This window comes from Streptomyces maremycinicus, from assembly GCF_001184025.1.
GTDB classification, from domain to species: domain Bacteria; phylum Actinomycetota; class Actinomycetes; order Streptomycetales; family Streptomycetaceae; genus Streptomyces; species Streptomyces maremycinicus.
This window is the reverse complement of sequence record NZ_BBYG01000017.1, coordinates 28,339-48,267: the sequence shown is the minus strand read 5'-3', so window position 1 is coordinate 48,267 and position 19,929 is coordinate 28,339. Positions and strand designations below refer to the sequence as shown.

17 protein-coding genes are annotated in these 19,929 nt (G+C 71.9%); 9 read left to right on the top strand and 8 right to left on the bottom strand.

Annotation, left to right across the window (positions count from 1 at the left end; genetic code table 11):
• The first annotated feature begins 94 nt into the window (after positions 1 to 94).
• Positions 95 to 4,693 carry a glutamate synthase large subunit gene (gltB, locus tag AOQ37_RS25705; RefSeq protein ID WP_199825084.1) on the top strand — a complete coding sequence of 1,533 codons (4,599 nt, stop codon included), beginning with the start codon at positions 95 to 97 and terminating at the stop codon, positions 4,691 to 4,693.
• Complete coding sequence (locus AOQ37_RS25700; RefSeq protein ID WP_062647317.1) at positions 4,686 to 6,149, top strand: glutamate synthase subunit beta; 1,464 nt, start codon at positions 4,686 to 4,688, stop codon at positions 6,147 to 6,149. The genes gltB and AOQ37_RS25700 overlap by 8 nt, the downstream gene beginning before the upstream one ends.
• A 191-nt stretch (positions 6,150 to 6,340) precedes the next feature.
• Here AOQ37_RS25700 and AOQ37_RS25695 read toward each other — a convergent pair whose 3' ends face one another.
• Complete coding sequence (locus AOQ37_RS25695; protein WP_062647315.1) at positions 6,341 to 7,171, bottom strand: chitosanase; 831 nt, start codon at positions 7,169 to 7,171, stop codon at positions 6,341 to 6,343.
• Positions 7,172 to 7,276: 105 nt separating this feature from the next.
• Between AOQ37_RS25695 and AOQ37_RS25690 the strand changes: the two genes are divergently transcribed.
• The 3 genes from AOQ37_RS25690 (at position 7,277) to qcrB (ending at position 10,385) form a co-directional block, all read left to right on the top strand.
• Positions 7,277 to 7,996 carry a vWA domain-containing protein gene (locus AOQ37_RS25690; protein ID WP_062647313.1) on the top strand — a complete coding sequence of 240 codons (720 nt, stop codon included), beginning with the start codon at positions 7,277 to 7,279 and terminating at the stop codon, positions 7,994 to 7,996.
• The gene (locus tag AOQ37_RS25685) at positions 7,993 to 8,538 is read left to right on the top strand and encodes a HutD/Ves family protein (RefSeq protein WP_062647311.1); all 546 of its coding nucleotides are present in this window, start codon (positions 7,993 to 7,995) and stop codon (positions 8,536 to 8,538) included. Before AOQ37_RS25690 ends, AOQ37_RS25685 begins: the two co-directional genes overlap by 4 nt.
• Positions 8,539 to 8,729: 191 nt before the next feature.
• Positions 8,730 to 10,385, top strand: coding sequence for a cytochrome bc1 complex cytochrome b subunit (gene qcrB / locus AOQ37_RS25680; RefSeq protein ID WP_062647309.1), 1,656 nt, complete (start codon positions 8,730 to 8,732; stop codon positions 10,383 to 10,385).
• 91 nt (positions 10,386 to 10,476) lie between these two features.
• On the opposite strand, the gene AOQ37_RS25675 is transcribed toward qcrB, so the two are convergent.
• Entirely contained in the window at positions 10,477 to 11,049 is a 573-nt protein-coding gene (locus AOQ37_RS25675) for a TetR/AcrR family transcriptional regulator (protein WP_062647307.1), read from the bottom strand.
• Positions 11,050 to 11,127: 78 nt separating this feature from the next.
• Here AOQ37_RS25675 and AOQ37_RS25670 point away from each other — a divergent pair, with 78 nt between their 5' ends.
• Positions 11,128 to 11,619 (top strand): FBP domain-containing protein, encoded by a 492-nt coding sequence (locus tag AOQ37_RS25670; protein WP_062647305.1) that lies wholly within the window; start codon positions 11,128 to 11,130, stop codon positions 11,617 to 11,619.
• 2 nt (positions 11,620 to 11,621) lie between these two features.
• On the opposite strand, the gene AOQ37_RS25665 is transcribed toward AOQ37_RS25670, so the two are convergent.
• A complete protein-coding gene (locus AOQ37_RS25665) occupies positions 11,622 to 12,602 on the bottom strand; it encodes an acyl-CoA dehydrogenase family protein (RefSeq protein ID WP_062647304.1) in 981 nt (326 codons plus the stop codon).
• Entirely contained in the window at positions 12,599 to 13,750 is a 1,152-nt protein-coding gene (locus AOQ37_RS25660; RefSeq protein WP_062647302.1) for an acyl-CoA dehydrogenase family protein, read from the bottom strand. The genes AOQ37_RS25665 and AOQ37_RS25660 overlap by 4 nt, the downstream gene beginning before the upstream one ends.
• A 61-nt stretch (positions 13,751 to 13,811) precedes the next feature.
• Between AOQ37_RS25660 and AOQ37_RS25655 the strand changes: the two genes are divergently transcribed.
• From AOQ37_RS25655 to AOQ37_RS25645, 3 genes are read left to right on the top strand one after another with little or no spacing between them, the layout of a single operon-like run.
• The gene (locus AOQ37_RS25655) at positions 13,812 to 14,600 is read left to right on the top strand and encodes an SDR family oxidoreductase (protein ID WP_062647300.1); all 789 of its coding nucleotides are present in this window, start codon (positions 13,812 to 13,814) and stop codon (positions 14,598 to 14,600) included.
• Positions 14,601 to 14,626: 26 nt separating this feature from the next.
• The gene (locus tag AOQ37_RS25650; RefSeq protein ID WP_234437003.1) at positions 14,627 to 15,325 is read left to right on the top strand and encodes a TetR/AcrR family transcriptional regulator; all 699 of its coding nucleotides are present in this window, start codon (positions 14,627 to 14,629) and stop codon (positions 15,323 to 15,325) included.
• A complete protein-coding gene (locus AOQ37_RS25645; RefSeq protein WP_062647298.1) occupies positions 15,262 to 16,419 on the top strand; it encodes an acetyl-CoA C-acetyltransferase in 1,158 nt (385 codons plus the stop codon). The genes AOQ37_RS25650 and AOQ37_RS25645 overlap by 64 nt, the downstream gene beginning before the upstream one ends.
• 63 nt (positions 16,420 to 16,482) lie before the next feature.
• On the opposite strand, the gene AOQ37_RS25640 is transcribed toward AOQ37_RS25645, so the two are convergent.
• The 4 genes from AOQ37_RS25640 to AOQ37_RS25625 are packed head-to-tail and all read right to left on the bottom strand — an operon-like array spanning position 16,483 to position 19,880.
• Positions 16,483 to 17,541, bottom strand: coding sequence for an NAD(P)H-dependent flavin oxidoreductase (locus AOQ37_RS25640; RefSeq protein ID WP_062647296.1), 1,059 nt, complete (start codon positions 17,539 to 17,541; stop codon positions 16,483 to 16,485).
• A complete protein-coding gene (locus AOQ37_RS25635) occupies positions 17,541 to 18,296 on the bottom strand; it encodes a CoA-transferase subunit beta (RefSeq protein WP_062647294.1) in 756 nt (251 codons plus the stop codon). The genes AOQ37_RS25640 and AOQ37_RS25635 overlap by 1 nt, the downstream gene beginning before the upstream one ends.
• Positions 18,293 to 19,129 (bottom strand): CoA transferase subunit A, encoded by an 837-nt coding sequence (locus AOQ37_RS25630; RefSeq protein WP_062647292.1) that lies wholly within the window; start codon positions 19,127 to 19,129, stop codon positions 18,293 to 18,295. Before AOQ37_RS25630 ends, AOQ37_RS25635 begins: the two co-directional genes overlap by 4 nt.
• Entirely contained in the window at positions 19,122 to 19,880 is a 759-nt protein-coding gene (locus AOQ37_RS25625) for an enoyl-CoA hydratase family protein (protein ID WP_062647291.1), read from the bottom strand. Before AOQ37_RS25625 ends, AOQ37_RS25630 begins: the two co-directional genes overlap by 8 nt.
• Positions 19,881 to 19,929: the final 49 nt, after the last annotated feature.

Sequence of the window (19,929 nt, the reverse complement as noted above, 5' to 3'; positions counted from 1 at the left end):
TGTAACCTGCACGAAATTTTGCGTTACGCAGAGGGCCAACGTCGTCCCTTCGCCAGCAGACATGCCACTTGAGACGACGACGACGGGAGAGCCGATGCGTACGCCGCGCCAGCCGTCCCAGCATTCCGCGAATGGCCAGAACTGGTCCTTCATGGATGCTCGCCCTGCTGCGCAGGGTATGTACGACCCCCGCAACGAGCACGACGCCTGTGGCGTCGGCTTCGTGGCCAACCTCACCGGCGAGGCGAGCCACACGCTGGTCGAGCAGGCGCTCACCGTTCTGCGCAACCTCGAACACCGCGGCGCCACCGGCTCCGAGCCGGACTCCGGCGACGGCGCGGGCATCCTGACCCAGGTCCCGGACGCCTTCTTCCGCGAGGTCGCCGGATTCGAGCTCCCCGAGGCCGGCGGCTACGCCGTCGGTATCGCCTTCCTCCCCGAGGAGGGCACCCAGGAAGTCGTCTCACAGATCGAGACGATCGCCGACGAAGAGGGCCTCACCGTCCTCGGCTGGCGCGAGGTCCCGGTCGCCCCCGGACTGCTCGGCGCCACCGCCCGCTCGACGATGCCGGCCTTCCGCCAGATCTTCGTCACGGACCGCGCGAGCACGGGCATCGAACTCGACCGCAAGGCGTTCGTGCTGCGCAAGCGCGCCGAACGCGAGGCCGGCGTCTACTTCCCGTCGCTGTCCGCGCGGACCATCGTCTACAAGGGCATGCTGACCACCGGCCAGCTCGAGCCCTTCTTCCCGGACCTGTCCGACCGCCGCTTCGCCTCGGCCGTGTCGCTCGTCCACTCGCGCTTCTCCACGAACACCTTCCCGTCGTGGCCGCTCGCGCACCCGTACCGCTTCGTCGCGCACAACGGTGAGATCAACACCGTCAAGGGCAACCGCAACTGGATGCGCGCCCGCGAGTCGCAGCTGGTCTCGGACCTCTTCGGACAGGACGAGAAGTCCATCGAGCGGATCTTCCCGGTCTGTACGCCGGACGCCTCCGACTCGGCGTCCTTCGACGAGGTGCTCGAGCTGCTCCACCTCGGCGGCCGCTCGCTGCCGCACTCCGTGCTGATGATGATCCCGGAGGCGTGGGAGAACCACGACTCCATGGACCCGGCCCGGCGCGCCTTCTACGAGTTCCACTCCACGATGATGGAGCCCTGGGACGGCCCGGCCTGCGTCACCTTCACCGACGGCACCCAGGTCGGCGCCGTGCTCGACCGCAACGGCCTGCGACCCGGCCGCTACTGGGTCACCGACGACGGCCTCGTCGTCCTCGGCTCCGAGGTCGGCGTCCTCGACATCGACCCCGCCAAGGTCGTCCGCAAGGGCCGCCTCCAGCCGGGCCGGATGTTCCTCGTCGACACCGCCGAGCACCGCATCATCGAGGACGACGAGATCAAGGCCCAGCTCGCCGCCGAGAAGCCCTACGCCGAGTGGCTGGAGGCCGGCGAGATCGAGCTGGTCGACCTGCCCGAGCGCGAGCACATCGTGCACACCCACGCCTCGGTCACCCGCCGCCAGCAGACCTTCGGCTACACCGAGGAAGAGCTGCGCATCATCCTCGCGCCGATGGCCAAGACCGCCGGTGAACCGCTCGGTTCCATGGGCACGGACTCGCCGATCGCCGCGCTCTCCGCGCGCCCGCGGCTGCTCTTCGACTACTTCACCCAGCTGTTCGCGCAGGTCACCAACCCGCCGCTGGACGCGATCCGCGAAGAGCTCGTGACCTCGCTGCGCTCCTCCCTCGGCCCGCAGGGCAACCTGCTCGAGCCGAGCGCCGCGTCGTGCCGCACGGTCACCCTGCCGTTCCCGGTCATCGACAACGACGAGCTGGCCAAGCTCATCCACATCAACGCCGACGGCGACATGCCCGGCTTCAAGGCCGCGACGCTCTCCGGTCTGTACCGCGTGCACGGCGGCGGCGACGCGCTGGCCGCCCGCATCGAGGAGATCTGCGCCGAGGCCGACGCCGCCATCGACAACGGCGCCCGGCTCATCGTCCTGTCGGACCGCCACTCGGACGCCGAGCACGCCCCGATCCCGTCGCTGCTGCTCACCGCGGCCGTCCACCACCACCTCATCCGCACCAAGCAGCGCACCGAGGTGGGCCTGCTGGTCGAGGCCGGTGACGTCCGCGAGGTCCACCACGTCGCGCTGCTGATCGGCTTCGGCGCCGCCGCCGTCAACCCCTACCTGGCGATGGAGTCCGTCGAGGACCTGCTGCGCGCGGGCACCTTCCTCGACGGCCTGGAGCCCGAGCAGGCCATCCGCAACCTGATCTACGCGCTCGGCAAGGGCGTCCTGAAGGTCATGTCCAAGATGGGCATCTCGACCGTCGCCTCCTACCGCGGCGCCCAGGTCTTCGAGGCCGTCGGTCTCGACGACGCCTTCGTCGAGAAGTACTTCAACGGCACCGCCACCAAGATCGGCGGCGTCGGCATCGACGTCATCGCCAAGGAGGTCGCCGCCCGCCACGCCAAGGCGTACCCGGCCAGCGGCATCGCGCCGGCCCACCGCGCCCTGGAGATAGGCGGCGAGTACCAGTGGCGCCGCGAGGGCGAGCCGCACCTGTTCGACCCCGAGACGGTCTTCCGCCTCCAGCACTCCACGCGCACGGCCCGCTACGACATCTTCAAGAAGTACACAGACCGCGTGAACGAGCAGTCCGAGCGCCTCATGACGCTGCGCGGCCTGTTCGGCTTCAAGTCGGACCGGCAGCCGATCCCCCTCGACGAGGTCGAGTCGGTCGACGAGATCGTCAAGCGCTTCTCCACCGGCGCCATGTCGTACGGCTCCATCTCCAAGGAGGCGCACGAGACCCTCGCCATCGCCATGAACCAGCTGGGCGGCAAGTCCAACACCGGTGAGGGCGGCGAGGACGCGGACCGGCTGTACGACCCGGCGCGCCGCTCGGCGATCAAGCAGGTCGCCTCCGGCCGCTTCGGCGTCACCTCCGAGTACCTCGTCAACGCGGACGACATCCAGATCAAGATGGCCCAGGGCGCCAAGCCCGGCGAGGGCGGCCAGCTGCCCGGCCACAAGGTCTACCCGTGGGTCGCCAAGACCCGGCACAGCACCCCGGGTGTCGGTCTGATCTCCCCGCCGCCGCACCACGACATCTACTCGATCGAGGACCTGGCCCAGCTGATCCACGACCTGAAGAACGCGAACCCGCAGGCGCGGATCCACGTGAAGCTGGTCTCCGAGGTCGGCGTCGGCACGGTCGCGGCCGGTGTGTCCAAGGCCCACGCGGACGTCGTGCTGATCTCCGGCCACGACGGCGGCACCGGCGCCTCCCCGCTCACCTCGCTCAAGCACGCGGGCGGCCCCTGGGAGCTCGGCCTCGCCGAGACCCAGCAGACGCTGCTGCTCAACGGCCTGCGCGACCGGATCGTCGTCCAGACCGACGGCCAGCTGAAGACCGGCCGTGACGTGATCATCGCCGCGCTGCTCGGCGCCGAGGAGTTCGGTTTCGCGACCGCGCCGCTCGTCGTCTCCGGCTGCGTCATGATGCGCGTCTGCCACCTGGACACCTGCCCGGTCGGCATCGCCACCCAGAACCCGGTGCTCCGCGACCGCTTCGCCGGCAAGGCGGAGTACGTGGTGAACTTCTTCAAGTTCATCGCCGAGGAGGTCCGCGAGATCCTCGCCGAGCTGGGCTTCCGCACCATCGAGGAGGCCGTCGGCCACGCCGAGGTCCTCGACGTCGAGCGTGCCGTCGACCACTGGAAGGCCCAGGGCCTCAACCTGGCCCCGCTGTTCCACGTGCCCGCCCTGCCCGAGGGCGCGGCGCTGCACCAGGTCATCTCCCAGGACCACGGTCTGGAGAAGGCGCTCGACAACGAGCTGATCAAGCTCGCCGCCGACGCCCTGGCCGCGGACTCCGCGACCGACGCCCAGCCGGTGCGCGCCCAGGTCGCCATCCGCAACATCAACCGCACGGTCGGCACCATGCTCGGCCACGAGGTGACGAAGAAGTTCGGTGGCGCGGGCCTGCCCGAGGACACCATCGACATCACCTTCACCGGCTCCGCGGGCCAGTCCTTCGGCGCCTTCCTCCCGCGCGGCGTCACGCTGCGCCTGGAGGGCGACGCCAACGACTACGTCGGCAAGGGCCTCTCCGGCGGCCGGGTCGTCGTCCGCCCGGACCGGGGCGCCGACCACCTCGCCGAGTACTCCACGATCGCGGGCAACACCATCGCCTACGGCGCGACCGGCGGCGAGCTGTTCCTGCGCGGCCGTACCGGTGAGCGGTTCTGCGTCCGCAACTCCGGCGCGACGGTCGTCTCCGAGGGCGTGGGCGACCACGGCTGCGAGTACATGACCGGCGGTCACGCGGTGGTCCTCGGCGAGACGGGCCGCAACTTCGCGGCCGGTATGTCGGGCGGCATCGCCTACGTGATCGACCTGAACCGCGACAACGTCAACTCCGGCAACCTCGGCGCTGTCGAGGCCCTGGACGAGACCGACAAGCAGTGGCTGCACGACGTGGTGCGCCGGCACGCCGAGGAGACCGGTTCGACGGTCGCCGCGAAGCTGCTCGTCGACTGGGACACCGCCGCGGAGCGCTTCAGCAAGATCATCCCCAGCACGTACAAGGCAGTGCTCGCCGCCAAGGACGCCGCCGAGCAGGCGGGACTCTCCGAGTCCGAGATCACCGAGAAGATGATGGAGGCGGCGACCAATGGCTGACCCGAAGGGCTTTTTGAACCACGGCCGTGAGGTCGCCAAGTCCCGTCCGGTCGACGTGCGTCTGAAGGACTGGAACGAGGTCTACGTCCCCGGCTCGCTGCTGCCGATCATCAGCAAGCAGGCCGGCCGGTGCATGGACTGCGGCATCCCGTTCTGCCACAACGGCTGTCCGCTGGGGAACCTGATCCCCGAGTGGAACGACTTCGCCTACCGCGAGGACTGGACGGCGGCCTCCGAGCGCCTGCACGCCACGAACAACTTCCCGGAGTTCACGGGCCGGCTGTGCCCCGCTCCGTGCGAGTCGGCGTGTGTGCTGGGCATCAACCAGCCGGCCGTCACCATCAAGAACGTCGAGGTCTCGATCATCGACAAGGCGTGGGAGACCGGTGACGTCGCCCCGCAGGCCCCCGAGCGCCTGTCCGGCAAGACCGTCGCGGTCATCGGCTCGGGCCCGGCGGGTCTTGCCGCCGCCCAGCAGCTCACCCGGGCCGGCCACACCGTCGCCGTCTACGAGCGCGCGGACCGCATCGGAGGGCTCCTGCGGTACGGCATCCCCGAGTTCAAGATGGAGAAGCGGCACATCAACCGCCGTATCGAGCAGATGCGCGCGGAGGGCACCCGCTTCCGTACCGGGATCGAGATCGGCCGCGACCTCAAGGCGACCGACCTGAAGAAGCGCTACGACGCCATCGTCATCGCCGCCGGCGCCACGACCGCCCGTGACCTGCCGGTCCCCGGCCGTGAGCTCAAGGGCGTCCACCAGGCGATGGAGTACCTGCCGCTGGCCAACAAGGTCCAGGAGGGCGACTTCGTGGCGCCCCCCATCTCGGCCGAGGGCAAGCACGTCGTGGTCATCGGCGGCGGCGACACCGGAGCCGACTGCGTGGGCACGGCCCACCGTCAGGGCGCGGCCTCGGTCACCCAGCTGGAGATCATGCCCCGCCCGGGCGAGGAGCGGGACGCGGTCTCCCAGCCGTGGCCGACCTTCCCGATGCTGTACAAGGTCACCAGCGCGCACGAGGAGGGCGGCGAGCGGGTCTACTCCGTCTCCACCACCCACTTCGAGGGCGACGAGGACGGCAACGTCCAGTGGCTGCACCTGAGCGAGGTCGAGTTCGTCGAGGGCAGGCTGACGCCGAAGCCGGGCACGGAGCGCAAGATCCCCGCCCAGCTGGTCACCCTCGCCATGGGCTTCACCGGCACCGACCGTGAGAACGGCGTGGTGGAGCAGTTCGGCCTGGAGCTCGACGAGCGCGGCAACATCGCCCGCGACGCCGACTTCCGCACCAACGTCCCCGGCGTGTACGTCGCCGGTGACGCGGGCCGCGGCCAGTCGCTCATCGTGTGGGCGATCGCGGAGGGCCGCTCGGCCGCCCGCGGCGTCGACCGGTTCCTGACCGGCGCGAGCGAACTGCCGGCCCCGATCCGCCCGACGGACCGCTCGCTGCTGGTCTGACGGCCCGAGGGCCCCCATACGTCCCGTACAAAGGCGTACGGAACACAGACGGCGCCTGCCCCACAGTCCCCGACCGGACGACCGGGCAGGCGCCGCCGCATGTCCGCGTACCGGCGTGGCGCGTTCCGGGGGGCCGCCCACCGCTGTGCGGGCCGCCCGACCGCCGTGCCCCGGGCGCGCACCCCCGGTGGCTACGGCACCTGGTACGTCTCCCCGTACACCTGCCACCGCAGCGGCGGGCGCAGGCCGAGGTTGCCCTCGCGCAGGAACCGGCGCTGGGTCGTGTCCACCCGAGAGGTGTCGATGCCGGGGTGCCGGGTCAGCATGGCCCGGCGGCGGGCGTCGAGGAACGCGTCGAGGTACGCGGTCTCCGCGCCGCCCTGCGCCGGGGTGCGGGCCCGCCGCATCGCAGCCGCGCGGATGCCGTCGAAGCTGGTCGGGCCCGCGCCGGGGCCGTGGAAGACCAGTGCGTCGTAGTAGAAGAACTGGCCGAGCGCGCCGAGGCCGTCGACCCGGCCCCGGTGGACCGCGGGGTCGAAGTAGATACGGTCGCGCTCGGCGGCCTGGGCGGCCCGGAAGGCCGGCACCCTGGACTCGGCCCGCCAGGCGGCCGGGAAGCCGGGGTCCAGGCCGGCGTGCGAGGGGGTGCCGTCGACCCGGCGCAGGGCGGGGAGATAGCGCGCGAGGGCGTTGCCCGGGTGGTCGCGCGTGTAGCGCTCGACGAGGGTGAGCAGATCGTGCGTGCCGGTGCAGAAGCCGATCAGGCCCGCGGTGTAGCCCTGACCGTCACCGATGTCCTCGACATAGCCGTACGCACCGCGCCAGTTCAGTGTTGCGTTCTCGGCGCTCGCCACGATCTTCTGGGCCAGTTCCTTCTGGGCCGGGGCGGCGACTCCCGGCGCGGTCGCCCGGACGTCGGCGGTCGGCTCGGCGAGCTGGGTGAGCTGGGTGAGCTGGGCCGGAGTGAACAGGTACACCGTCGACGCCACGGCGGCGCAGACTAGGGCGGCGGCACGTTTCATGCCGCAACCCTAGAGCGGGAATGTCGCGTTCCTTGTCATTCCATCCTTTTTAGTCGGCGAACGAACAAAAGGGCGAGGGCCGGTGGGTGTGGGAGGCTGTGCGCCATGGTCGCGATCAGTCTCACCAAGGTCCAGGAGACCGCTCCCGCGCTGGTCAACCTCTACAAGAGCGCCGGGGTTTCCCTCAGCAAGCACGGTCTCGACGGGCAGCGGGCCGCCGTCTATCTCGTCGTGGACTATTCGGGGTCGATGAAGCCGTACTACCAGGACGGCAGTGTGCAGGCGCTGGCCGACCGGGTGTTGGGCCTGTCCGCGCACCTCGACGACGACGGCCGGGTGCCGGTCGTCTTCTTCTCCACCGACGTCGACGCCGTCACCGACATCGCCCTCGCCGACCACCAGGGGCGGGTGGACCGGATCGTGGCCGGGCTCGGGCACATGGGCAAGACGAGTTACCACCTCGCCATGGACGCGGTCATCGACCACTACCTCGACAGCGGGTCGAAGGCCCCGGCGCTCGTCGTCTTCCAGACCGACGGCGGCCCGATCAACAAGTTGGCCGCCGAACGCTACCTCTGCAAGGCCTCGAAGCTGCCCCTGTTCTGGCAGTTCATCGGCTTCGGCGACCGGAGCAGCAAGCAGTTCGACTTCCTGCGCAAGCTCGACGAACTGCCCGTGCCGGCGAAGCGGGCGGTCGACAACGCCGGTTTCTTCCACGCCGGTTCGGACCCGCGGAAGGTGTCGGACGCGGAGCTGTACGACCGGCTGGTGAAGGAGTTCCCGATCTGGCTGAGCGCGGCCCGGGCGCGGGGGATCATCCGGTGACGGTGCTGCTGCCGGCGGCCGGGCGCGCGGCGGTGGCCTGGAAGAACGGCGGCGGGGTGACCCGGGAGATCGCCTGTGTCCCGGCGGACGCGGGCATGGCCGCCTTCACCTGGCGGGTCAGCCTCGCCGAGGTCGCCGCGGACGGGCCGTTCTCCGTGTTCCCCGGGGTGGAGCGGACCCTGACCCTGGTCGAGGGCGCGGGCATGGACCTGACCGTGGCCGGACGGCGACGGCTCGTCGGCGCACGGTACGTGCCCCAGGACTTCCCCGGGGACGAGCCCACCGACTGCCGACTGCTGGACGGGCCCGTCGTCAACCTCAACGTGATGTGGCGCAGGGGCGCTTCGGCCCCGGCCGTCGCGGTCGTACGGGGCCGGCTCCGGCTGCGGGCGGCGCACGCCCTGGTCGTCGCCCTGGACGAGGACGGGGCCACCGAGGTCGACGGGGTACGACTGGCCCGCCACGACGCCCTGTTGCTGACCGGTGAGGACGCGACGCTGCACGCACACGGCCCGACGGCGGTGGTCGGCCTCGTCCCGTGACGGCGGCCCCCTGCGCCGCGCCGACGGCTCGGGCCGTGCGTACGGGTCGTCCGCTCGGGCCGTGCGTTCGGGCCGTGCTCTCGGGTCGTCCGCTCGGGCCGTGCTCTCGGGTCGTCCGCTCTGGCCGTCCGCACCGTTGGCTCAGCCGGGCCGCCGTGCCACCCTGGGGTTGATCCGGCGGGAGGCGACGTATGGGTGACGACGCGCGATCGGTGAACGGGGCGGCCGGCGAGGGGACTTCGCGGCGTGTCGAGTCCGGCGGGGGCGAGCGGCTCGCCGACTGGGCCGACGAGCGGCTGGGACTGTACGCGCTGGCCAGGACGAACCTGCGCAAGGTGTTCCCGGACCACTGGTCCTTCATGCTGGGCGAGGTCTGTCTCTACAGCTTCCTGGTCCTCCTGCTCACCGGCGTCTACCTGACGCTCTTCTTCGAACCGAGCAGCGCCGAGGTCGTCTACGACGGCAGTTACGCCCCGCTCAACGGCGTCACGATGACGAAGGCCTACGAGTCGACGCTCGACATCAGCTTCGACGTGCGCGGCGGGCTGCTGATCCGGCAGATCCACCACTGGGCGGCCCTGGTCTTCGTCACCGGCATGCTGGTGCACATGATGCGGGTGTTCTTCACCGGCGCGTTCCGCAAGCCGCGCGAGGTCAACTGGCTGTTCGGCTGGACCCTGTTGTTCCTCGGCATCCTCACCGGACTGACCGGCTACTCGCTCCCCGACGACCTGCTCTCCGGCACCGGCGTCCGGTTCGCCGACGGCGCGATCCTGTCCATCCCGGTCGTCGGCACGTATGTGTCGTTCTTCCTCTTCGGCGGGGAGTTCCCGGGGCACGACATCATCTCCCGGTTCTTCCCGATCCATGTGCTGCTGCTGCCCGGGATCATGCTGGGGCTGGTCGTCGCCCATCTCATCCTGGTGTTCTTCCACAAGCACACGCAGTACCCCGGGCCGGGCCGCGATCAGAGGTCGGTCGTCGGCATGCCCTTCATGCCCGTCTACATGGCCAAGGCCGGCGGGTTCTTCTTCCTGGTCTTCGGTGTGCTGACGGTGATGGGCGGCATCGCGAGCATCAACCCGGTGTGGGCTTTCGGCCCGTACCGTCCGGACCTGGTGACGACGGGCGCGCAGCCGGACTGGTACCTCGGATTCTCCGAGGGGCTGATCCGGGTGATGCCGGGATGGGAGATCAACGCCTGGGGCCACACCCTGGCGCCCGGTGTCCTCATCCCCTTCACGCTGTTCCCGCTGATCCTGCTCGCCATCGGCGTCTACCCGTTCGTCGAGGCGTGGATCACCGGCGACCGGCGGGAGCACCACATCCTCGACCGGCCGCGCAACGCGCCCGTGCGCACCGGGCTCGGGGTCGCCTGGCTGACCCTGTACGGGGTGCTGCTGATCGGCGGCGGCAACGACATCGTGGCCACCCATCTGCATCTGTCCATCAACGCGATCACCTGGTTCGTACGGGTCTCGGTGTTCGTCGCCCCGGTCGTCGCCTTCATGGTCACCAAGCGGATCTGTCTGGGCCTCCAGCGCAGGGACCGGGACCAGGTGCTGCACGGCCGCGAGACGGGGACCATCAGGCGTCTGCCGCACGGCGAGTACGTGGAGGTCCACGAGCCGCTGAGCCAGGCCCGGTTGTTCACCCTCACCCAGCACGAGCAGCATCCGCCGTACGAGATCGGGCCGCTCGTCGACCACAACGGCGTGCGGCGGCCGGTCCGGGTGTCCCAGCGGGTGCGGGCGCGGCTCGCGCGGGCCATGTTCGGGGCGGACAGCCACATCCCGAAGCCGACGCCACAGGAGCGTCGCGAGCTGACCGGCGGTCCCGGACACTGACACCGGCTCGCCCTGCCCGCACGGGCGGACGGGTGGACGGCGGGGAAGCGGACACTAGCGGGCGGACGAGCGGGCGGGTGCGCCGTGCCGGTCAGTCCTGGGGCGGCCAGTTGCGCAGCAGGGTGTCGAGGGCGTCCAGGATCCTGGTCCAGGTCTCCTGGGTGTCGGGTGCGCTGTGGCTGAATCCGCCGCCCAGCTCCAGGCTGACGTAGCCGTGGAAGACGCTGCCCAGGAGCCGGACAGCGTGGGTCTGGTCCGGCTCGGTGAGGTCGTAGCCGCGCAGGACCGCCCGGGTCATGCGGGCGTGCCGCGGTCCCGCGCTCGCGGCCGCCGCCTCGGGGTCGAGCCGCAGCTGGGCCGCGGCGTAGCGGCCGGGGTGTTCGCGGGCGTAGTCGCGGTAGACGTCGGCCAGGGCGGTCAGGGCGTCCTTGCCGGCGCGCCCGGCGAGGGCGAGGTCGCCCCGGTCGGCGAGCTCCGCCAGGGCGAGCTGGGCGATCCGGGTTCTGAGGTCGTCGGAGTTCTTCACATGCGAGTACAGGCTCGCGACCTTGACGTCGAAGCGCCGGGCGAGCGCCGAGACGGTCACCTGGTCGAACCCGACCTCGTCGGCCAGTTCCGCGCCCGCCCGGACCAGCCGGTCCGTGCTCAGCCCCACTCGCCCCATGCGCCGTCCTCCAGTGCCTTGTCGCCGACAGACATTATGCGTTTGCCTAAAAGCTTTAGGCAAATTAGCCTGCGTTATATGAAGCCGCTCACCGAGCAAGAGATCCGCGCCGCCTTCGTCAACTGCACCAAGGGTGAGGCCAAACGCCTGACCGTCCCCCGCGACCTGGCCGACCGGCCCTGGGAGGACCTGGACTACCTCGGCTGGCGGGACCCCCAGGCCCCCGACCGGGCCTACCTCGCCGTCGAGCTGGACGGCCGGCCCCAGGCCCTCGCGCTGCGCTCCTCCACCTCCGGCTCGTGGCAGGCACGGCGCAGCATGTGCACGATGTGCCTCACCACCCACTCCGGCGGGGTCTCGCTGATGGTCGCGCCCAAGGCGGGCCGGGCCGGTCAGCAGGGCAACTCGGTGGGGGCCTACATGTGCAGCGACCTCGCCTGCTCGCTGTACGTGCGGGGCAAGCGGGACGCGGGCGCCGGGGCCCGGATGCCCGAGACGCTCACACTGGAGGAGAAGATCGGGCGGACCGTGGCGAACCTCGCCGCGTTCATCGCCAAGGTGACCGGCTGAGGCTACGCGTGGCCGCGCAGGACCTCCGCCCGGCACTCCTGCGGGGTGCCCCAGGCGGTGCGCAGCGCGCGGGCCTTGGTCAGCCAGAGCGACAGGTCGTACTCCGCCGTGTAGCCGATCGCGCCGTGCAGATGGAGCGCGGTGCGCGCGGTCGCGTACGCGGCCTCGCAGGCGCTCACCTTCGCGGCGGCCACATCGACCGCGCTCATCGTCACGGCGGCGCCCAGGACCAGGGGGCGGGCGAACTCCAGCGCGATCCTGGCGTCCGCCAGCCGGTGCTTGACCGCCTGGAACGAGCCGACGGGGACGCCGAACTGCACGCGTCGCCCGACATACGCCACCGTCCGCTCCAGCAGCGCGAGCCCCACCCCGAGCGCCTGCGCCGCGGTGGCCAGACGGGCCCAGCGCAGGCCGCGGTCCACGGGCGGGTCGGGGACGAGCAGTTCGCCGCCCGGCAGCAGGCGGGTGAGGCGGCGGGCGGGGTCGAGCGAGGGGCGCACCGGGCCGTGACCGGGGGCGAGGCGGAGGCCGTCGGCGTCCACCGCCAGGCGTAACTCCGCCGCGTCGCCGTCCACGGCGTACGAGCCCGCGGCCGCCAGCGTGGCCATCGACCGGCCCGTGGCCAGAGCGGGCAGGAACCGCTCGGCGGGGCCGGGCTCGAGCAACAGGGCCGCCGCGGCGACCGTCTCCACCAGCGGGCCCGGCACCGCGTGCCGCCCCAGCTCCACGAAGGCGACGGCCAGGTCCACCGGCCGGGGCCCCAGCCCTTCGTACGCCTCCGGGACCGCCAGCGCGAACACGCCGGCCTCGGCGATCCGCGACCACAGGGCGAGGCCGCCCGCCCGCTCGCCCCGGCTCCAGTCGCGGATCACGGCAGGAGTGCCGGCCGCGCCCAGCATCGCGTCCAGCGACCGGGCGAACGCCCGCTGCTCGGCGTCCAGCAGGAAGCGCGGCGGCGGCGCAGCCGGCCCGGGCGAAGTCATCGGCGGCGTCCCCTCGGCAGGCCGAGCAGCTGCTCGGCGACGATGTCGCGCTGGATCTCGTTGGTGCCCGCGTAGATCGGCCCGGCCAGGGCGAAGACATAACCCTGCGACCAGTCGGTGTCGGCCGCCTCGCCCTGCGCCTCCGGTGCGCCGAGCAGATCCAGCGCCGTCTCGTGCAGCGCGATGTCGTACTCCGACCAGAAGACCTTGTTCAGGCTCGACTCCGGGCCGAGCCGCTCCCCGGCGAGGAAGCGGGCGGCGGCCGCTTGGGTGAACAGCTGGTACGCGCGGGCGCCGATCAGCGCGTCCGCGACCTGGGCCGCGGCCGCCTCCGGACAGCCCCGCTCCACCCACAGGGCGTGCAGCCGGTCGGCCGAGGCGAGGAAACGGCCGGGGGAGCGCAGGGTGAGCCCGCGTTCGTTGGCCGCCGTCGACATCGCGATCCGCCAGCCCTGACCCGGCTCCCCGATCACGTCCTCGTCCGGCACGAAGACCTCGTCAAGGAACAGCTCGGCGAACGCCGGCTTCCCGTCCAGGCGGCCGATCGGGCGGACGGTGACCCCGGGGGCCCGCAGGTCGAACATGAGGTAGGTGAGGCCCTGGTGGGGTTTCGGGGTGTCGGGGTCGGTGCGGAACAGGCCGAAGGCGCGGTCGGCGAAGGCCGCGCGCGAGGACCAGGTCTTCTGCCCGCTCAGCAGCCAGCCGCCGTCCCCGCGGACCGCCCTGGCGCGCAGCGCGGCCAGGTCCGACCCTGCCTCGGGCTCCGACCAGGCCTGCGCCCAGACGACCTCGCCGGTCGCCATCGGGGGCAGGACCCGCGCCCGCTGCTCCTCGGTGCCGTGGTCGAGCAGGGTGGGGGCGAGCAGGCTCACCCCGTTCTGGCCGACGCGGCCCGGGGCGCCCGCCGCGTAGTACTCCTCCTCGAAGAGCAGCCAGCGCAGCAGCCCGCAGTCCTGGCCGCCGTAGCGCCTCGGCCAGTTCACCACCGACCAGCCGGCCGCGGCCAGTTCCGCCTCCCACGCGCGGTGCGCTGCGAAGCCCTCCGCGGTCTCCAGGGAAGGCAGCGGCTCGGACGGCACCCGCGCGCGCAGCCAGGCCCGCGCCTCGGCGCGGAACGCCTCGTCGGCGGGGGAGCGGTCGAGGTCCACGGGCGTCCTCCTCGTGCGCGCGTTCTTCCCTAACAAGTGTTTGGTAGGTTAGCGTGCCGTCATGAAGAACGTCGAGGGTCCGCCGTACGTTCCCGGGCACGCGCTGCTCGACGGCCGCACCGCCGTGATCACCGCGGCGGCCGGCGCGGGCATCGGCGGGGCGACCGCGCGCCGCTTCCTGGAGGAAGGCGCCCGCGTCGTGATCAGCGACACCCACGTCCGCCGGCTCACCGCGTACCGGACCGAACTCGCCGAGGAGTTCGGCGAGGACGCGGTGGCCGCCCTGCCGTGCGACGTCACCGACGAGAGCCAGGTCCGGGACCTGTTCGACACCGCCGTACGCACCCACGGGCGCCTGGACGTCGTCGTCAACAACGCGGGCCTCGGCGGCACCTCGGAACTCGTCGACATGACCGACGCACAGTGGTCACGCGTCCTGGACGTCACCCTCAACGGAACCTTCCGGTGCACCCGGGCCGCCCTGCGCCTGATGCGCGAGACCGGCGGGGGAGTCGTCGTCAACAACGCCTCCGTCGTCGGCTGGCGCGCCCAGGCCGGACAGGCCCACTACGCCGCCGCGAAGGCGGGCGTCATGGCCCTGACCCGGTGCGCGGCGATCGAGGCGGCCGCCTACGGCGTACGGGTCAACGCGGTCTCGCCGAGCCTCGCCATGCACCCGCACCTGGTCAAGGTGACCTCCGCCGGCCTGCTGGAGGAACTCACCGCCCGGGAGGCCTTCGGCCGGTACGCCGAACCCTGGGAGGTGGCCAACGTGATCGTCTTCCTGGCGTCGGGCTACTCCTCGTACATGACGGGCGAGGTCGTCTCCGTCAGCGGCCAGCACGCGTGACGACCGGAGCAGACCACAATGTGTCCGTGCCGACCAAGAAGAAGCCCCAGGTGACCGCGGCGCCCGCCCGTCGCCGTGAACTCCTCGACACCGCCGCCGAGGTGTTCGCCGAACAGGGCTACAACGCCACCACCGTCCGGAAGATCGCCGACCACGCGGGCATGCTCGCGGGCAGCCTCTACTACCACTTCGACTCCAAGGAATCGATGCTGGAGGAGATCCTGCGGACCTTCCTCGACGAGCTCTGGGACGGCTACGACACCGTCCTGGCCGCCGGGCTCGGACCCCGCGAGACGCTCGCGGCCCTGGTCACCGAGTCCTTCCGGGAGATCGACCGGCACCGCGCCGCCGTCGCGATCTACCAGAAGGAGAGCAAACAGCTCGTGGCGCAGGAACGGTTCGCGTTCCTCGCCGAGTCACAGCGCCGGTTCGAGAAGGCCTGGCTGGCCACGCTGGAACGCGGCGTCGCGGACCGGGTCTTCCGCCCCGACCTAGACCTCCGCCTCGCCTACCGGTTCGTCCGCGACACCGTGTGGGTCGCCGCGTCCTGGTACCGGCCCGGCGGACAGCACAGCCCGGAGGAGATCGCCCGGCAGTACCTGTCGATGGTGCTGGACGGGATCGCCGTACGTGAACAGCCCTTTCCTGTGAGGGAGTCGCCATGTCCGAGGCCTACATCGTCGAAGCGGTCCGCACGCCCGTCGGGCGGCGCGGAGGAGGACTGAGCACGGTCCACCCGGCCGACCTGGGCGCGCACGTGCTCAAGGAACTCGTCGCGCGGGCCGGCATCGACCCGGCCGCCGTCGAGGACGTCGTCTTCGGCTGCCTGGACACGGTCGGACCGCAGGCCGGGGACATCGCCCGGACCTGCTGGCTGGCCGCCGGGCTGCCGGAGGAGGTGCCGGGCGTGACCGTGGACCGTCAGTGCGGCTCCTCGCAGCAGGCCGTGCACTTCGCCGCACAGGGCGTCCTGTCCGGCACCCAGGACCTGGTGGTCGCGGGCGGCGTACAGAACATGTCGCAGATCCCGATCGCCTACGCCACCCGGCAGGCCGCCGTGCCCCTCGGCTTCACCCAGGGCCCCTTCGCGGGCAGCGAGGGCTGGCGCGCGCGGTACGGGGACCGGCCGGTGAACCAGTTCGCCGGCGCCGAGATGATCGCCGCGAAGTGGGGCATCAGCCGCCGGGACCAGGAGGAGTTCGCCCTGCGCTCGCACGGCCGGGCGGTGCGGGCGATCGACGAGGGCCGCTTCGCGCGGGAGACCGTCGCCCTCGGGGAGGTCACCGCCGACGAGGGACCGCGCCGGGACACCTCTCTGGAGAAGATGGCCGCGCTGAAGCCCGTCATCGACGGCGGGACCGTCACCGCCGCCTGCTCCTCGCAGGTCTCCGACGGCGCGGCGGCCCTGCTGCTCGCCTCGGAACGGGCGGTGCGCGAGCACGGTCTGACGCCCCGCGCACGCGTGCACCACCTCTCCGTCCGCGGCGAGGACCCGATCCGCATGCTGACGGCTCCGATCCCGGCGACCGCCCACGCCCTGAAGAAGACCGGCCTGTCGATCCAGGACATCGACCTCGTCGAGATCAACGAGGCGTTCGCGCCCGTCGTCCTGGCCTGGCTGAAGGAGACCGGCGCCGACCCGGAGCGGGTCAACGTCAACGGCGGCGCGATCGCCCTCGGCCACCCCCTCGGCGCGACCGGCGCCAAGCTGATGACCACCCTGCTGCACGAACTGGAGCGCACGGGCGGCCGCTTCGGCCTCCAGACGATGTGCGAGGGCGGCGGCCAGGCCAACGTCACGATCATCGAGAGGCTGTGACGGTCACCGAGAGGCTGTGACGGTCATCGGGAGGCTCTGACGGTGACCGGGAGGCCGTGACGGTCACCGTGGGGCACCGAGCCGGTTCACGGCGAGGACCGTGTCCTGCGCCTCCTTCATGATCCGCGCCACCAGCTCCGCGCACGACGGCAGGTCGTCGATCACCCCGGCGACCTGCCCGGCGGCCATCACTCCCGCATCCGTGCGCCCCTCCACCATCGCGGACCGGAGCATCATCGGCGTGTTCGCGGCGAGCAGCACCTGACTCCAGGTGAGGTCCTTGCCGTGGCGCAGCGCCAGACCGTCGCGGACCATCTCCCGCCAGCCGAGGCCGGACAGCCTCCGGAAGCCGGCCGCGTGACGCACCGCCCGCACCAGGGCCCCGGCCCGGCCCGCGTCCTCCAGGGCGTCGACCAGAGCGGTGCGCAGCATGCGGTGCGGGAGGCCGTCCACCGCCCGGGTCACGGTGACGTCCCGGACCGTCGCCGCCAGGTACCGCGCCTTCACCGCGTCCGGGACCGGCGAGTCCGAGGTGAGCAGGAACCGGGTGCCCATCGCGACCCCGGCCGCCCCGTACGCCAGCGCCGCCACCAGACCCCGCCCGTCGAAGAAGCCGCCCGCCGCCACCACCGGGATGTCCACGGCGTCCACCACCTGCGGCAGCAGCACCGTCGTCGCCACGTCCCCGGTGTGTCCGCCGCCCTCCCCGCCCTGCACGATCACCGCGTCCGCACCCCAGGCCGCGACCTTCTCGGCGTGCCGACGCGCCCCGACGGACGGGACGACGACGACACCCCCCTCCTTCAGCTCCGCGATCAGCTCCGCGGAGGGCGCCAGCGCGAAGGACGCGACCCGCACGCCCTCGTCGAGGATGATCCGCACCCGGTCGCCCGCGTCCGCCGCGTCGGCCCGCAGGTTCACCCCGAACGGCGCCGTCGTCCGCGACCGCACCTCGCGCACCGCCGCCCGCAGCCCGTCCACGGTCATGGTCGCGGAGGCCAGGACCCCCAGCGCCCCCGCCTCCGCCGCCGCCGACACCAGCCGCGGGCCCGCCACCCACCCCATCCCGGTCTGCACGATCGGGTGTCGCACCCCGACCAGCCGGGTGAACGCCGTTTCCATCAGACGGCGACCTCCCTGGCCCGGGTGCCGTGCGGGTCGATCACCTCGCGGATCAGACGCAGTTCGCCCGCCGTCGGTTCACGGGTGAGCGGCACCTCGTCCGGTATCACGAGGTCGAAGCCCGTCGCCTCCCGGACCTGTTCGACACTCACCCCGGGATGCACCGAGGCCAGCCGCATCGCGTGGTCCGGCGTGGCGAAGTCGAACACCCCGAGGTCGGAGACGACCCTCGGGACCCGGTGGTGGCGGGCGCCGGCCGCCCGGTCGTAGCCCACCCCGCACACCATGTCGACCCGCTCGACGAAGACCCGCCGGGAGTGCCGCGGCACCCAGTAACTCGTCGGGTTGTTCAGCGTGTTGACCGGCGCGCCGCGCACCCCGAGCAACTGCCGCAGGGGCTTCGCCCAGTCCCCGATGCACGCGATGTTCTGGTTGCCGTACCGGTCGATCTGACTCGCGCCCATCATCACGTGCCGCCGGCCCCCCGTGACCAGCGCCAGGTGCTGCCGGTACGGCAGCCAGCCCTCGACGGTGCCGTCGGGCCCGACGAGCAGGGCCTCCCCGTCGGTCAGCAGCAGGTCCGGCGCGAAGGTGTGCCGGGCCAGGCGGGCACCGACGGAGGGGATGAGACCCATCGGACTGGCCAGGATCTCGCCCGCCCCGCGCCACGCCTCCGCGCAGGCGATCACGCAGTACTCGGCACGGGTCACCTCGCTCACGCCCCCGTTCACACCCTCGCTGACGCCCTCGCTCACGACTCCTCCTCGACGGCCGACCGGTACGCCCGCTCGTCCCCGGCGAGGAACCGCGCGGCGAACTCGGGCCAGGGCGTGGTCGCGTACCGCTTCTGCAACGCCTCGTCCCGGCCGTAGTCGGGGGCGCAGGACGTGAAATGCGCGCCGCCCGTCGCCTCGATCACCCCCGTCACCGTGTGCCGCTTGATCAGCAGCGACTGCGGCGCCGCCTCCTCGGTCAGCTCCGCGGTGTCGACGATCCGCTCGCAGCTGACGTACGCCGCGTCCGCCGCCTCGCAGAACAGATCGTCGAAGTAGGGATCCGGGCCCAGGTACTGCCCGTTGCCCAGCCGGTCGGCCCGGTTGACGTGCACCAGGGCCGCGTCCAGCCGCAGGGCCGGCATCGCCACGAACGTCTCCTGGTCCTCGTACGGCGAAGTCACCGTCCGAAGCCCGGGGTTGACCCGCATCACGTCCGAACCGAGCCCGGCCCGCACCGGCAGGAAGGGCAGCCGGTTCGCGGCCGCGTGCAGACCCCACATGAACATCGCCTCGTCGACCTCCGTCAGCTCGAAGGCCCCGCGCTCGCGGGCCGCGCGGTAGTGCGGCTCCAGGGGGATCGAGTCGAGGGTGACGAACGCGGCGACCAGCTTCCGGATCCGCCCGGCCGCGGCGAGCATCCCGACGTCCGGGCCGCCGTACGACACGACGGTGAGGTCGGTGACCTCCGACCGGAGCAGCGCCCTGACCAGCGCCATCGGCTTGCGGCGGGAGCCCCAGCCGCCGATGCCGAGGGTCATCCCGCTGCGCAGCCGGGCGACCGCCTCCGCGGCGGTCATCGTCTTGTCACCCACGCCTGCCCCCGTCCCCGTCCTCGCCGAAGGTGCCCCGGACCCGGTCGGCCACCCCCGAGACGTCCGCCTCGAAGGTGAAGCCCTGCTCGAAGCGGTAGCTGCGGCGCACGTCGACCGGGTCGATGCCGTTGATCGCCGCCTTGGCGAGCCGCAGCAGCTCGCCGTCCTTGGCGGCTATCTCGCGCGCCAGCTCCAGCGCCGCGGCGCGCAGCCCCTCGCGCGGGACCACCCGCCACACCGAGCCGTGCGCGTGCAGCTCGGCCGCGGTGACGGTGCGCGAGGTGTAGTACAGGGCGCGCATCAGATGCTGGGGGACCAGCCGGGCGAGATGGGTGGCCGCGCCGAGCGCGCCCCGGTCCAGCTCGGGCAGCCCGAACACGGCGTCCTCGCTCGCCACGATCACGTCCGCGTTCCCCACCAGGCCGATGCCCCCGCCCAGGCAGAAACCGTGCACCGCCGCGACCACCGGCACCTCGCACTCGTACACCGCGGCGAACGCCTCGAAGCAGCCGCGGTTGGCGCCTACCAGTGCCGACCGCCCCCGTGCCCGGATCTCCTTGATGTCCACGCCCGCGTTGAACCCACGGCCTCCGGCCGCCAGCACCACGCACCGGGTCTGCGGGGCGCGGCCGGCCGCGCGGACCGCGTCGGCCAGCGCGAACCAGTCGTCCACCGTCAGCGCGTTGACGGGCGGGACGTCGACGGTCGTCACGGAAATCCCCTTTTCGGGGGACGAGGTGGAGACACCCATGGAAGCATCAGCTACCTTTCCACCAAACGTTTGTTAGGTGGAAGGTAGC

What these genes read in the sequence shown, in the direction of transcription:
- AOQ37_RS25675 (WP_062647307.1), bottom strand. Translation starts at nt 11,049, where the DNA reads ATGGGGCGAGTGGGGCTGAGCACGGACCGGCTGGTCCGGGCGGGCGCG.
- AOQ37_RS25640 (WP_062647296.1), bottom strand. Translation starts at nt 17,541, where the DNA reads ATGGAAACGGCGTTCACCCGGCTGGTCGGGGTGCGACACCCGATCGTG.
- AOQ37_RS25625 (WP_062647291.1), bottom strand. Translation starts at nt 19,880, where the DNA reads ATGGGTGTCTCCACCTCGTCCCCCGAAAAGGGGATTTCCGTGACGACC.
- qcrB (WP_062647309.1), top strand. Translation starts at nt 8,730, where the DNA reads ATGGGTGACGACGCGCGATCGGTGAACGGGGCGGCCGGCGAGGGGACT.
- AOQ37_RS25645 (WP_062647298.1), top strand. Translation starts at nt 15,262, where the DNA reads ATGTCCGAGGCCTACATCGTCGAAGCGGTCCGCACGCCCGTCGGGCGG.
- AOQ37_RS25695 (WP_062647315.1), bottom strand. Translation starts at nt 7,171, where the DNA reads ATGAAACGTGCCGCCGCCCTAGTCTGCGCCGCCGTGGCGTCGACGGTG.
- AOQ37_RS25670 (WP_062647305.1), top strand. Translation starts at nt 11,128, where the DNA reads ATGAAGCCGCTCACCGAGCAAGAGATCCGCGCCGCCTTCGTCAACTGC.
- gltB (WP_199825084.1), top strand. Translation starts at nt 95, where the DNA reads ATGCGTACGCCGCGCCAGCCGTCCCAGCATTCCGCGAATGGCCAGAAC.
- AOQ37_RS25655 (WP_062647300.1), top strand. Translation starts at nt 13,812, where the DNA reads ATGAAGAACGTCGAGGGTCCGCCGTACGTTCCCGGGCACGCGCTGCTC.
- AOQ37_RS25690 (WP_062647313.1), top strand. Translation starts at nt 7,277, where the DNA reads ATGGTCGCGATCAGTCTCACCAAGGTCCAGGAGACCGCTCCCGCGCTG.
- AOQ37_RS25665 (WP_062647304.1), bottom strand. Translation starts at nt 12,602, where the DNA reads ATGACTTCGCCCGGGCCGGCTGCGCCGCCGCCGCGCTTCCTGCTGGAC.
- AOQ37_RS25700 (WP_062647317.1), top strand. Translation starts at nt 4,686, where the DNA reads ATGGCTGACCCGAAGGGCTTTTTGAACCACGGCCGTGAGGTCGCCAAG.